This is a genomic window from Paenibacillus sp. MY03 (genome assembly GCF_002165585.1).
Classification (GTDB): Bacteria; Bacillota; Bacilli; order Paenibacillales; family Paenibacillaceae; genus Pristimantibacillus; species Pristimantibacillus agaridevorans.
The window spans coordinates 112868-125616 of sequence record NZ_MXQD01000006.1; the positions used below are offsets into that span (position 1 = coordinate 112868).

At 51.2% G+C, this 12749-nt stretch carries 12 protein-coding genes; 2 read left to right on the plus strand and 10 right to left on the minus strand.

Translation table 11 applies throughout. The annotated features are described in order from the left end of the window. Nucleotides 1–22: 22 nt before the first annotated feature. Complete coding sequence (locus B1748_RS06450; protein WP_087567065.1) at nucleotides 23–622, minus strand: NUDIX domain-containing protein; 600 nt, start codon at nucleotides 620–622, stop codon at nucleotides 23–25. A 124-nt stretch (nucleotides 623–746) separates the two neighbouring features. Here B1748_RS06450 and B1748_RS06455 point away from each other — a divergent pair, with 124 nt between their 5' ends. Next, on the plus strand, nucleotides 747–977 hold the full coding sequence (locus B1748_RS06455) for a hypothetical protein (protein WP_087567066.1): 231 nt from the start codon (nucleotides 747–749) through the stop codon (nucleotides 975–977). On the opposite strand, the gene B1748_RS06460 is transcribed toward B1748_RS06455, so the two are convergent. The 6 genes from B1748_RS06460 to lpdA all read right to left on the minus strand — a co-directional run bounded on the left by B1748_RS06460 (nucleotide 940) and on the right by lpdA (nucleotide 7903). Then, entirely contained in the window at nucleotides 940–2085 is a 1146-nt protein-coding gene (locus tag B1748_RS06460; protein WP_087567298.1) for a M20/M25/M40 family metallo-hydrolase, read from the minus strand. The genes B1748_RS06455 and B1748_RS06460 overlap by 38 nt on opposite strands. A gap of 181 nt (nucleotides 2086–2266) precedes the next feature. Next, the gene (gene lipB / locus B1748_RS06465; protein ID WP_087567067.1) at nucleotides 2267–2986 is read right to left on the minus strand and encodes a lipoyl(octanoyl) transferase LipB; all 720 of its coding nucleotides are present in this window, start codon (nucleotides 2984–2986) and stop codon (nucleotides 2267–2269) included. A gap of 13 nt (nucleotides 2987–2999) precedes the next feature. After that, the gene (locus B1748_RS06470) at nucleotides 3000–4301 is read right to left on the minus strand and encodes a dihydrolipoamide acetyltransferase family protein (RefSeq protein ID WP_087567068.1); all 1302 of its coding nucleotides are present in this window, start codon (nucleotides 4299–4301) and stop codon (nucleotides 3000–3002) included. 21 nt (nucleotides 4302–4322) lie between these two features. Beyond that, nucleotides 4323–5306, minus strand: a complete 984-nt coding sequence (locus B1748_RS06475) for an alpha-ketoacid dehydrogenase subunit beta (protein WP_087567069.1) — start codon at nucleotides 5304–5306, stop codon at nucleotides 4323–4325. Next, nucleotides 5306–6340, minus strand: coding sequence for a thiamine pyrophosphate-dependent dehydrogenase E1 component subunit alpha (locus B1748_RS06480; RefSeq protein WP_087567070.1), 1035 nt, complete (start codon nucleotides 6338–6340; stop codon nucleotides 5306–5308). Before B1748_RS06480 ends, B1748_RS06475 begins: the two co-directional genes overlap by 1 nt. 132 nt (nucleotides 6341–6472) lie before the next feature. Further along, nucleotides 6473–7903, minus strand: coding sequence for a dihydrolipoyl dehydrogenase (lpdA, locus tag B1748_RS06485; protein ID WP_087567071.1), 1431 nt, complete (start codon nucleotides 7901–7903; stop codon nucleotides 6473–6475). A gap of 172 nt (nucleotides 7904–8075) precedes the next feature. Here lpdA and B1748_RS06490 point away from each other — a divergent pair, with 172 nt between their 5' ends. Further along, nucleotides 8076–8387, plus strand: a complete 312-nt coding sequence (locus B1748_RS06490) for a DUF2627 domain-containing protein (protein ID WP_087567072.1) — start codon at nucleotides 8076–8078, stop codon at nucleotides 8385–8387. Nucleotides 8388–8510: 123 nt separating this feature from the next. On the opposite strand, the gene spo0A is transcribed toward B1748_RS06490, so the two are convergent. The 3 genes from spo0A to recN form a co-directional block, all read right to left on the minus strand. Then, nucleotides 8511–9323 (minus strand): sporulation transcription factor Spo0A, encoded by an 813-nt coding sequence (gene spo0A, locus B1748_RS06495; protein WP_087567073.1) that lies wholly within the window; start codon nucleotides 9321–9323, stop codon nucleotides 8511–8513. Between the two features lie 254 nt (nucleotides 9324–9577). Then, nucleotides 9578–10906 carry a SpoIVB peptidase gene (spoIVB, locus tag B1748_RS06500; RefSeq protein ID WP_087567074.1) on the minus strand — a complete coding sequence of 443 codons (1329 nt, stop codon included), beginning with the start codon at nucleotides 10904–10906 and terminating at the stop codon, nucleotides 9578–9580. A gap of 123 nt (nucleotides 10907–11029) precedes the next feature. After that, nucleotides 11030–12742: a DNA repair protein RecN gene (gene recN / locus B1748_RS06505; RefSeq protein WP_087567075.1), complete on the minus strand. Its 1713-nt coding sequence runs from the start codon at nucleotides 12740–12742 to the stop codon at nucleotides 11030–11032. Between the last annotated feature and the right edge of the window lie 7 nt (nucleotides 12743–12749).

Below are 12749 nucleotides of genomic sequence, written 5' to 3' on the forward strand. Positions count from 1 at the left end.
AGATGGACATCCTCCATGGAATCTAAATAGCGCCAGTCTGCAGATACAGCTTCCAGGCATAGACAGCAAGAATCGTCTTGGCATCGCTGATGCGTCCTTCCGAGATGTAGCGCTCCGCCTGCTCCAGCGTAATCGCCTCGACAAACAAATCTTCATCCTCGTCGGGGTTCTGCTCGCCTCTCTCAAGCTCATCTGCGAAGTAAAGATAAAGTTTCTCGTCAGCAAAGCCCGGCGACGTATAGAAGGACGAGATGAGCTTAAGGCCCTTTGGCCGATAGCCCGTCTCTTCTTCCAGTTCTCTTGCGGCCGCCAGCGCGGGATCCTCGTCGCCGTCCAGCTTGCCTGCCGGAATTTCCACTTGAAAGATATCCATCGGCTTGCGGTATTGCTCCACGACAAGAAGCTTGCCGTCCAGCAGCGCCATGACAGCCGAAGCTCCGGGATGCCTTACGATTTCCCTCGTTGCAGTGCGTCCGCCTGGCAGAGCCACCGTATCCACCTGCAGCGAAATAATACGTCCTTCGAATATTTGCTCCGAGCTAACCGTTTCCTCGCGCCAAAGTTCCGGACGCTCCTGCTCTTGCTTCTGCATCTCCTGCTTCTGAGAAAGCTTGTCGCTCATCTGTGCCTCCCCCTTCAAAATGTTATAAATAACCGATGTAATTAGACATAACTTGTCCACTCCCGTCATATCCATCTTCTAAAGGTACTTCAGTGCAATCAACCATGAACGGGAGTGGATTGAGATGAAACAATACGTATCCGACCATCATCTTCGCGTCATCGGCAAAGGCTGGGAAGTACGCCGCGAATTAAATCGTTTGGCTGCCTCCGCAAAAGGAGCCGGATTGTTGTCCGATTATACGAGATCGCTCCCGCCTATCCGGGCTTTGCTTGGATCCTCGAACGCGCCGCTATCCGACTCCGACCTTGTTTTGCTTACGATTGGCGAGCCTTCCGAAGGGAAGCTTTCTTGATCAGCTCCACGACAAGCTCCGTCACCTTGAGCAGATCATCCGTTTTGATTTGCTCTTTTGTCGTATGGATATGCTCATAACCAACCGCCAGATTAACGGTCGGGATCCCCATGCCGTTAAAAATATTCGCGTCGCTGCCCCCGCCGGAATGGAATGTACGGGGAACGGCGCCGATTGCTTTTATCGCTTCCTTGGCCAGCTCTACAACATCGTCCCCATCGTCGTACTGGTAAGCGGGATAGATAACGTCGCTTTCGAACTCGCCTCGACCGCCGAACTCCTGAGCAGCCCACAAAACGGCTTCCTTCATCTTCTCCAGCTGAGCGTCCAGTTTGTGCTGCACGATGCTCCGAGCCTCCGCGTAGAGCGTAACGAAATCGCAAACGATATTCGTTGCCCCGCCGCCTTCGAACTTGCCGATATTCGCCGTCGTCTCCGTGTCAATCCGTCCCAGCGGCATGCGAGAGATAGCTTTGCCGGCGATCTGGATCGCGCTGATGCCATCCTCCGGATTAACGCCCGCATGCGCAGATTTGCCATATAGCTTGATCGTCACTTTCGCTTGCGTAGGAGCTGCAACGGCAATGTCGCCGATCGCGCCATTGGAGTCGAGAGCATATCCGAATTCCGCTTCCATCTTGCTGGCATCCAGAGATCTTGCTCCCAGCAATCCCGATTCTTCGCCAACGGTAATGACGAATTGCACTCGGCCGTGAGGGATATTATTTTCTTTGAGCACGCGAATAGCTTCGAACATAGCAGAGATCCCCGCTTTGTCATCCGCGCCAAGAATCGTCGTGCCGTCACTGCGAATATAGCCGTCGGCGTCCAGTTGCGGCTTGATTCCGTTGCCCGGCGTTACCGTATCCATATGACACGTGAAGAACAGGACTGGAGCGCCTTCGCAGCCTTTAGTCGCTTCCAGCATGGCGAAAAGATTTCCCGCGCCATGTCCCGTCTTAGCGGCTGCGTCATCCTCCGACAGCGACAAACCCAAAGCCGTAAATTCCTGTTTCAATACTTTGCTGATCTCGCCTTCATGACCTGTCTCGCTGTCTACCTGGACTAGCTCCATAAACTGGTTAACCAGACGATCCTTTTTTATCATGCTGTTTCCTCCGTCCCGAATTTCGTTTACAATAGTTTTGATAGGTTGGTCCTTGCAGCCCATATAGCGATAAGAAAGGAGCGTCGTTTTCCACATGCAAAGGCAAAAAATGATCCGACTCGTAGCCATCATCGTCGCGGGCACACTGCTCATTACGACCGTACTCGCTGGTGTCGGCTCCTTATTCCTGGGTTAAAGCGCCATTGTCCGTCCGTTCGTATCGGAATTGCTTCAAGAAGTAAGGAAGCAGCTCCTCCGCGGCTTCCTCTACGGACAAGCTCCGGCCCGTCAAATCATTAAATGAAGTGACGCCGAATTGCTGGATGCCGCAGGGCACGATGCCGCCGAAACCTTCGCTCGCGATGCCGGACTTGATGTTAAGCGCGAAGCCGTGGCTTGTAATAAAGCCCCTGCGGTGACGCGCTTTATTGAACTTGATGCCGATTGCGGCAATTTTTTCGTCCCCGACCCATACACCCGTATATTCCGGCTTTCGCCCCGCTTCTATACCATGCCCGCCTAGCCAATCGATGATTACTTGTTCCAGAGACCTCAGATACGCATGAAGATCCAGTCCGACCGCATCCAGATACAGCAGCGGGTACCCTACAAGCTGTCCGGGGCCATGGTAGGTAATATCGCCGCCTCGATCGATCTCGAACACGGATATGTCACGTGCCGCCAACTCCTCCTGATCCAGCAGCAAGTGCTCCGGATGCCGATCGGAGCCAAGCGTATATGTCGGCGGATGCTGAAGAAGGAGCAGCGTCTCGGCGCGCTCCCCCCCATCGATTTGTTTCACGTACGCCTTCTGCATATCCCATGCTTCGCCGTACGGAACTTGTCCGATATATCGGGCATCCAGCATTCCGGAGGCATAATGGTTTTCTCTCTCCGTCATCGCTATCCCCTCTTTAGTACAGTGTGCTTTCCATGTTGAAGCTTTCCAGATTGTCCTTTACTCGCTGCAGGAACCTGCCGCAGATGACGCCGTCCAGAATTCGATGGTCGAGCGACAGGCAAAGATTTGCCATGGAGCGTACCGCGATCATATCGTTGATGACGACCGGACGTTTTACGATCGACTCGAACGTAAGAATGGCCGCCTGCGGGTAGTTAATGATGGGATAGGACAAGATGGATCCGAACGACCCCGTATTGTTGACGGTAAACGTTCCGCCCTGCATATCCGATAAGTTCAGCTTGCCTTCCCGCGTTTTCCGCGCCAGCTCGTCGATTTCTTTGGCAAGCCCGGCGACGTTCTTGTGATCGGCATTCTTGATAACCGGCGTCAGTACGGAATCCTCCGTTCCCACCGCAAGCGAAATATTGATATCGCGTTTTACGATAATTTTGTCCACGGCCCAAGTCGAGTTCATGATGGGATAATCCTTGATGGCATTTACGACAGCCTTGAGCAGAAATGCCAGATAGGTCAGGTTAATGCCTTCGCGCTTCATGAATTCGTTCTTAAGCTTGTTGCGCAGCATCACGAGATTGGTCACATCCACCTCGATCATCGTCCAGGCATGCGGAATTTCGCTTACGCTCTGGCGCATGTTGCGCGCGATTGTATTGCGTATCGGCGTTACGTCGATAAAGGTCTCGCCCCGCCCGGGTAACGTCGTGCCCTCCACCTCGATCTTAGGGATACGAGGCGTCTCCGACAAGTGAATCCCCGAGGAACGGACCTGCGCCTTTGGATCAACGCCAGACGCCGAAGCAGCTGCAGCAGATGCGCCGGGTTTGCCGGACGCGACATAAGAGAGCACGTCCTTGCGGGTTACGCGTCCGCCAAGACCGGTGCCCGTCAGATCAGAGAGACGTACGCCATGTTCGCTTGCAAGCTGCTGGACGGCAGGCGAGTAGCGGTTGCGCATTGGCGCCGAATCGTCATCATTGGCCCTTTGACCAGCTGTTTCCACGGCAACGCTTGGGGAAGAATGCAATTCTTGCGTATTTGCAGCCGATTCTTCGGTTTCAATGATGCACACAGGCGTCCCGACGGGCACGTTCTCCCCGTTGCCCACCAATATTTTCACCAGAGTACCCGCCACCGTGGACGGCAGCTCGGCATTTACTTTGTCCGTCAACAGCTCGCAGATAGGCTCGTACATATCGATTCTGTCGCCAGGCTGCTTCAGCCATCGGTCGATCGTCGCGGAGACGAGCGACTCCGCGAGCTGCGGCATGACGATTTCCGTCATTGTTTTCATCTCATTCCACTCCTTACGGTCCTAATACATAGCCAGCTTCTTCATGGCATCCTTCACTTTGTCCTTATTCAGCAGGAAAAACTTCTCGGCTGGCGGGTTGATCGGCATCGCCGGGACATCGGGACCGCAAAGCCGCATAATGGGTGCATCCAGTTCGTACAGCAGCTCCTCCACGATAATCGCGGCCACCTCCGCGCCAACTCCGCCTGTCTTATTGTCCTCGTGAACAATCATCACTTTGCCTGTCTTGCGGACAGATTCCAATATGGCTTCCTTATCGAGCGGCTGAATCGTGCGCAGATCGAGAATATGAGTGCTGATCCCTTCCTGGGCAAGCTCTTCTGCGGCTTGCTCTACGAATCGAAGCGGCATGCTGTAGCCGATGACCGTAATGTCGTCGCCTTCGCGAAGCACATTCGCTTTGCCGATCGGCACAATATAATCATCCTCCGGCACTTCGCCCGACAACAGCTTATACCCCTTCTTGTTCTCGAAAAAGAGAACGGGATCCGCATCGCGCACCGCAGCCTTTAGAAGCCCCTTGGCATCGTATGGACGGTAAGGAGCCACAATCTTAAGACCAGGCGTGCCGAAGAATACGGATTCCGGACATTGGGAGTGGTAAAGCCCTCCGAAGATGCCTCCGCCAATCGGAGCTCGAATGACGATAGGACAGCTCCAGTCATTGTTGGAACGATACCGGATCTTGGCCGCTTCGCTGATGATCTGGTTTGTTGCCGGGAACATAAAGTCCGAATATTGCATCTCGGCGATCGGTTTCATGCCGACCATTGCGGCACCAATGGCAACGCCGGCAATTGCGGATTCGGCGAGCGGCGTATCCATCGCGCGAAGCTCTCCGAACTGCTCATGCAGCCCTTTTGTCGTCGTGAAGACGCCGCCCTTTACGCCGACATCCTCGCCTAACACGAATACATCCTCGTCGCGCTCCATCTCTTCTTTCATCGCAAGCCTTATTGCGTCGATATAATCCATAACCGGCATTAGTTCATCCCCCCCTGCCTGTCATCGCCTTCGTAGACATGATGCAACGTAGATTCAGGCGTCGGAAAAGGCGCCTTATCGCCGTATTCTGTTGCCTCATCAAGCTGCTTCCTGAGCTCGGCAGCATATGCCGTTTCCTGTTCCTCGCTCCACAAGCCGCAGTCGAACAAATATTGTTTGAACTTCGGAATGCCGTCCTTCATCCGATTTTCGTCTACTTCTTCCTTCGTCCGATAGGCAAGATCGTTATCGGAGGTGGAGTGAGGAGACAGACGATACATCATCGCCTCGATCAATGTCGGACCTTCGCCCGCTACGGCGCGCTGTCGCGCTTCCTTGACAACACGATACACTTCTAGCGCGTCGTTGCCATCTACCTGAATGCCAGGGAACCCATAACCAAGAGCTCGATCCGCAACCTTGCCCGCAAGCTGCTTGTGGATCGGCACGGAAATCGCATATTGATTATTTTCGCACATCAGAATGACCGGCAGCTTATGTACGCCGGCAAAGTTGCATCCTTCATGAAAGTCTCCCTGATTGCTGGATCCTTCTCCGAACGTAACAAAGCTGACCAAAGGTTTCTTCTTCATCTTGGCCGCCAACGCGATGCCTACTGCATGCGGCACCTGAGTCGTAACCGGGCTCGAGCCCGTAACGATTCGCAGCTTCTTGGATCCAAAGTGGCCCGGCATCTGCCGTCCGCCGCTGTTAGGATCTTCTGCCTTGGCAAACACGGACAACATCAGATCTCTTAACGTCATCCCTACAGACAGCACGAAACCATAATCACGGTAATACGGCAAATAGTAATCCTGCTCTCGATCCAGTGCGAAAGCGGCGGCTACTTGGGCGACCTCTTGTCCGATACCTGATACGTGGAAATTAATTTTGCCCGCGCGCTGCAGCAGCAGAACGCGTTCATCGAATTTTCTTGCCATGACCATCATTTTGTACATATCTACGGCTTGCTCGGAAGTAAGCCCAAGCTCCAGATGACGAAATTGCTGACCAGCGGAAGACAATTGGGTCATAACGACAGCCTCCTTATTTACCAACTCTTAAAACCTGGTACTAAGACCTCACTATAACCATTATAACTGCTTTTGCGGCAAAAAGAAATCCACCCTTGCGACGTAAGTCCTCGGTCCAATTGACAGCATTATTTAATACACGATTGCCTTCCCGTCAACAGCGAGCATTGCTTCGCCCAACGCCTCCGATAAAGTCGGATGAGGATGAATCATCGCGCCGACCTCCCATGGCGTCGCGTTTAACCAGCCTGCTAACGCTGCCTCGGAGATAAGATCCGTCGCATGGGGGCCGATCAAATGTACGCCGAGAATATCGCCGCTCTTCCGATCTGCGATGACTTTGGCGAAACCTTCCTGTTCGCCTAACACAATCGCTTTGCCGATCGCTTGGAAAGGAATTTTGCCAACCTTAATATCGTAACCCCTCGTTCTTGCCGCGTCCTCTGTATATCCGTAGGAAGCAACCTCCGGGCTGGAATAGATGCATTTCGGGATGAGGTGATGATCGACAGCTGCCGGCTTGGCACCCATAATATGGTCAACGGCAACAAGGCCTTCATGAGCGGCGGCATGAGCTAGCTGAATGCCTCCGACAACGTCTCCGATCGCATAGATATGCGGCTCGGTCGTTTGACCGAATTCATTTGTTACGATGAACCCATTATTTGTGCGAACATCGGTATTTTCTAGCCCGATGCCGTCGGCATTGCCTTCGCGTCCGACGCAAACAAGCATTTTTTCAGCGACAAGCGTAACGTCGCCGTCCGGCGTTACCCCTTTAACGGATACGCCGCCGCTCTCCTGAATTTCGCATGTTTGGCTTTGAAGCTCGACGCTGGTCAAAACTCGCACGCCTCTTCGGCCCAGGCTGCGTGCCAAAGCGGCTGACACTTCGGCATCTTCGCCAGGAATGAGTCTGGAGCCTGCTTCGATTAAGGTAACGTCTACACCGAAGTCTTGCAGAAGCGATGCCCACTCTACACCAATAACTCCTCCGCCGACGATTAGAATTGATGCTGGCAGCTTATCCAATTCCAACGCATCGTCGCTGGTTAATATATGTATGCCATCACGTTTGAGCCCAGGAAGCAAACGCGGTCTGGAACCTGTCGCGATAATAAGATTCGTGGATACGACCGACTCCATCTCGCCATCTGCGAGCTCAACTGCTAAAGACCCGCTTCTGGGCGAGAAAATGGAAGGTCCGATTACGCGTCCTTTGCCTTGAATGACGGTAATGCCATGTTTTTTCATCAAGCTTTGCAGTCCACGGTAAAGCTGGTCCACCGTTTCCCGTTTACGTTCTTGTACTCTGTCGAAGTCAAGCGACACTTCATCGGAATTTACGTTTATCCCGTACTGTGCGCTTGTCAAAATCGTTCTATATACTTCCGCGCTTCTAAGCAGCGATTTGCTAGGTATGCAGCCTTGATGCAGGCAGGTTCCGCCGAGCTTGTCCCGTTCGATAAGTGCTACCTTTTTTCCTGCTTGTGCTGCCCGAATAGCAGCCGTATAACCGCCAGGTCCGCCTCCAAGCACGGCTATGTCTACTTGTATGGCCATAATGGATGTCGCCTCCTTCTTAAATCGCAATAATTGCTATTCTATTGTACCTTTTTTTACGCATCATTTCACTGTTGTTAGCTTGAACAAATGGACACGGTTACAGGAACCAGTTATGATATTAGAAATGAGTATTCACGATCAGAATTACAAATAAGGAGCTTTCACCGTTATGAAACTTGTAGTCGCCCGAATTATAGCCATTTTGTTTCTCGTCGTACCCGGCATTGTTGCGTGTTTTGGATTCCTCCATATGAAGGACGCAACGTTCGATTATTTTTCGCAGTACGGTAACGATCAAGTAACGCCTGATTTTGCATGGCTAAAATTTTTGCTTGGTTTCGTTATGTTTTTCCTCGGAGCCGGTTTTATCGGCGGATGGATTTTTTTCCGGGACCGCAAGCGCAACTATGTAGCCCCCCGCTTCAAAAAGAAACGCCCACGTCCGCCAAGACCGCAATCCGGTGCACCGGGAGGACAGTAGCGTCTCATTAGACAAAGGCCAATCAGAAAAAAAACCACTTCCTTATCGGACAAGCTATTCCCGATAAATAAGTGGTTTTTTGCGCAAATTTTGAACACGCACTTAAAGATAATTTTGCGATTATCAAGAAACCTTATGTTCAATCCGCAGCTTGTCGGCGACCATCGCGATGAACTCGGAATTCGTCGGCTTCGACTTGCTGATGTTGATCGTATAGCCGAACAAATGCGAGATGCTGTCGATGTTGCCGCGGGTCCAGGCAACCTCGATCGCATGGCGAATGGCTCGTTCGACGCGGGATGGCGTCGTTTTGAACTTTTCGGCGATAGCCGGGTACAAGGTCTTCGTAATTGCGCCAAGAATTTCGATATTGTTGTAGACCATCGTAATCGCTTCGCGCAAATATTGATACCCTTTAATATGTGCAGGAACGCCAATCTCATGGATAATGCTCGTAATGTTCGCATCCAGATTTTTGCCTTTGGAAAGCGGAACTACATTCGACTTCAACGTCGTCGAGCTGAAGCTAGAGGATGCCGAATAAGACGTCGAGGATGTTCCAACCAGTTGGCGAATCCGGTTTGCCAGAATATCCATATCGAATGGTTTCAATATGTAATAAGATGCGCCAAGCTGTACCGCTTTTTGCGTAATGTTTTCTTGGCCGAATGCCGTCAACATGATGATCTTGGGCATTGGGGACAAATTCATTTCCTTCAGTCGCTCTAACACGCCCAGTCCATCCAGATGCGGCATAATAATATCCAATATAAGCACGTCAGGGACGTTGCGGGCTTGCTCAAGATGACGGATTACTTCTTCTCCGTTATAAGCCACGCCACTTACATGCATATCACTTTGTTCGGATATGTATTCCGATAACAGGTTAGTAAATTCTCGGTTGTCATCTGCCAGCAAAACTTCGATCTTGTGCAAGGTAAGTATCCTCCCTTAAATGTTAATTTGCTGCATCGCTCAGTTGTAACGATCATCGGTTGTCTAACATAGGTTTTCGACATGACGATTGGAATTCCTTCTGTCGAAAATCTTTTTTCTTTATTTTTTTTCAACTATTCGATATAATTAATAATTTACTTCAAAAATCACTGTATTTCGTCTACTTTCGACAAAACTCACAAAAACAAACGCCTCGAGCGACAGCACTTCAGCTGCTCGAGACGTTCTTCTCATTATGCTGCATCATCCGCATTCGTCTGTGATTCTTGATCCAGTACACCAGCATCCTGCAGCATCCATTCGATAAAACATCCGTATCCAGACGTAGGGTCATTGACGAATACATGAGTGACGGCGCCAACCATCTTGCCGTCCTGAATAATGGGACTGCCCGACATGCCTTGAACGATACCGCCTGTTTTGTTTATAAGCCGCTTGTCGGTAATTTTGATGACCATCCCTTTGGTCGCAGGACCGGATTGTTTGGACACATGGACAATCTGAATGTCATACCGTTCTACCTTCTGGCCATTAACAACGGTCAAGATTTGTGCAGGCCCTTCCTTTACATCCTCTGAGAACGCGACGGGTAATGCCTTGCCGCTAAAGCTATGTCCCGGCTGTTCAGTCATTTTGCCAAAAATACCGAATTGCGTGTTTCGTTCGATATTGCCCAAAATTTTGCCTTCCTTCACGAACTGAGCTCTCTTTTCTCCGGGTTCGCCCGTATGGCTCTTATTGATTGACATCACGCTGGACTCCAAAATTTGGCCTTCGCCAACTTCGATTGGCGTCTGTGTGTCCATATCCGAGATGACATGTCCCAATGCGCCGTACACGCCATGATCCGGGGCATAGAAGGTAAGCGTGCCTACGCCTGCTGCGGAATCGCGAATGTATAGTCCCAGTCTCCAAGCTCGATCCTCTGCATCGAATATGGGATCCAAAACCGTGCTGTTCAATTGGCCGCCACGCTTGTAAGTAATTTGAAGAGGGCGCTTGGTGTTTCCATATTCTTCGCATATTTTACCGATCCGATTCACTTCTTTAACAGGCTTGCCATTAATCTGTACGATAAGATCGCCTAATTTCAGTCCCGCATCCTCGCCTGGCGAATGTTTGGCTCCGTCGCCGTCTACAACCGCATGATGACCGACGACCAGAACGCCTGCCGATTTTACTTTAACGCCAATCGTTTGTCCTCCTGGAATAACTCTAATGTCCGGGACAACTTTTACTTTAACTGTCTTGAACGGAATTTTACCAAATAATTTCACTTGCATGTTCGTCTGGCCGCTATGGCTAGGCTTCAATGACATCGGCTTGCTCAAATTAACGGACAGGGAATGCTCGTTGGAACCATTTACATTCAGCATCTGTGGATCTACGGTAACTTCCGCTTGTACAGGAACCCCGTATTGCAGACGTTTCAGTTGGCCGGAGAACAAACGAAGTTCATTCGGGAATGCGGCGAATTGTTGAAACGGAGTGGAGAACCCGATCATGCAAACGAAGAAAACGAGAACCAGGCCAATCATACGTTTCCGCCTGTTGGAGTTCAATGTTTTACACGCTCCTGTCATTCCTTCACATGACGAAAAAGGATTTATCGCCAATGGCGTACCTTTAAGTTACCCCGCCTCCAATGTTTTATGTCCGCAAAAACATTCCCTGAATGCCTTCCATTACGCTCCCTTCAACCCATGGGCCAAATCAAGCATTTCTTGTGCGTGATGCCTTGTTTTATCAGTTACTTCGACACCTCCCAGCATGCGGGCAAGCTCATTGATACGTGTTTCGTTCGCAAGCTTCGTAACAGAAGTCGCGGTTCTGCCTTCGTTTACGGACTTCATAATTTCGAAGTGATGGTCCGCCATGCAAGCGACTTGAGGCAGATGAGTGATGGAGAATATTTGGCATCTGGCCGACAGCGCCGACATCTTTTCGGCGATGGCTTGAGCGGCTCTGCCGCTGACGCCTGTGTCTACCTCATCGAAAATAAGTACGGGTATTTGATCGATCTCGGCGAAAATGCTCTTCATGGCAAGCATGATCCGTGACATCTCCCCGCCGGAAGCGATCTTATTGAGAGGTTTAAGCGGCTCCCCGGGGTTGGATGACAATAGAAATAGGGCATCATCAATACCACCGGCATGCAGCTTGACAGGCTTCTCCCCTCTCCCTCCTTCAGTACCGCCATCCAACGATACGCGGAAACGTGCAGCGGGCATCAACAGTTCTGCAAGCTGGCTCTCAATGGCGCTGGACAACGTAACGGATGCATGGCGGCGCAGGCTGGACAACTCCTCTGCAAGGCTATAGGCGTGGCGATAGGCTTCTTCCTCCTGCACACGGAACCTGGCGACGAGCTCGTCTCGATTTTCGATCTTGTCGCGTTCTGCGGTTATCTTTTTTAAATATTGCAATATATCAGGTATGCTTTCCCCATATTTGCGTTTCAATCCATGAATCAGATCTAATCTTTCTTCGACTGCAGCCAGGCTTTCAGGATCGGAGTCGATATTTTCGCGATAATCGCGCAATTGGAAAGCTACATCCTCCGCTTGATAAAATGCCGATTGAAGCTGTTCCATAAGTGGATCCAATACGGACTTGTCGTAGCTCTGGATATCGGCCAGCTTGGAGATGGACTTGCTGATTGCGTCAAGTCCCTTCCCGCCATAGAGAAGCGTATACGCTTCGGTTACGGCGTCCATCCGCTTCTCGGCATACAAAAGTGTTTTACGCTGCTCCGAAAGAAGCTCGTCCTCTCCGGGTTTCAGCGCTGCCGATGTAATCTCGTCGATCTGGAAGCGATACAAGTCCAGCATCTGTACATTATGCCGAGTCGTATCCTCCAATTCCTTTAGCGCTCCCCTTACTTCAAGAAGCGTAGCATAAGCCCTTTTGTATTGGGTCTTGCGCTCAATCAGCAGATCGCCGCCAAATAGATCCAGCCACTCCAGATGCTGCTCCGAACGAAGAAGGGATTGATGCTCATGTTGTCCATGAATATTAACCAGCGCCTCGCCGATCTCTCTCAGCATCGTCATCGTGACGAGTTGACCGTTGACACGGCTGATGCTCTTGCCTTGCGCCGACAGCTCCCTGCGAATGACCAGCATCTCCTCCGGGGAGCATTGTACGCCGAGTCTGTTCAGGATGGTCCACACCGGATGTTGGACGGGCATATCGAACAACGCCTCCATCTCCGCCTTATCGCATCCGTAACGAATCATATCTGCGGAGCCCCGACCGCCGACCAGCAGGCTGAGCGCATCGATCAGAATCGACTTGCCCGCTCCCGTCTCTCCCGTCAGTACATGGAATCCCTGATGAAATGAAAGATGAACTTCTTCAATAACAGCTAAATTCCGAATCGACAGCTCTCGCAGCATATTCGTT

Excerpts from the sequence above, each read along its gene's own strand:
- B1748_RS06475 (WP_087567069.1), bottom strand. The coding sequence starts at position 5,306 with ATGCCGGTTATGGATTATATCGACGCAATAAGGCTTGCGATGAAAGAA.
- B1748_RS06470 (WP_087567068.1), bottom strand. The coding sequence starts at position 4,301 with ATGAAAACAATGACGGAAATCGTCATGCCGCAGCTCGCGGAGTCGCTC.
- recN (WP_087567075.1), bottom strand. The coding sequence starts at position 12,742 with ATGCTGCGAGAGCTGTCGATTCGGAATTTAGCTGTTATTGAAGAAGTT.
- B1748_RS06490 (WP_087567072.1), top strand. The coding sequence starts at position 8,076 with ATGAAACTTGTAGTCGCCCGAATTATAGCCATTTTGTTTCTCGTCGTA.
- B1748_RS06480 (WP_087567070.1), bottom strand. The coding sequence starts at position 6,340 with ATGACCCAATTGTCTTCCGCTGGTCAGCAATTTCGTCATCTGGAGCTT.
- lpdA (WP_087567071.1), bottom strand. The coding sequence starts at position 7,903 with ATGGCCATACAAGTAGACATAGCCGTGCTTGGAGGCGGACCTGGCGGT.
- lipB (WP_087567067.1), bottom strand. The coding sequence starts at position 2,986 with ATGACGGAGAGAGAAAACCATTATGCCTCCGGAATGCTGGATGCCCGA.
- B1748_RS06450 (WP_087567065.1), bottom strand. The coding sequence starts at position 622 with ATGAGCGACAAGCTTTCTCAGAAGCAGGAGATGCAGAAGCAAGAGCAG.
- B1748_RS06460 (WP_087567298.1), bottom strand. The coding sequence starts at position 2,085 with ATGATAAAAAAGGATCGTCTGGTTAACCAGTTTATGGAGCTAGTCCAG.
- B1748_RS06455 (WP_087567066.1), top strand. The coding sequence starts at position 747 with ATGAAACAATACGTATCCGACCATCATCTTCGCGTCATCGGCAAAGGC.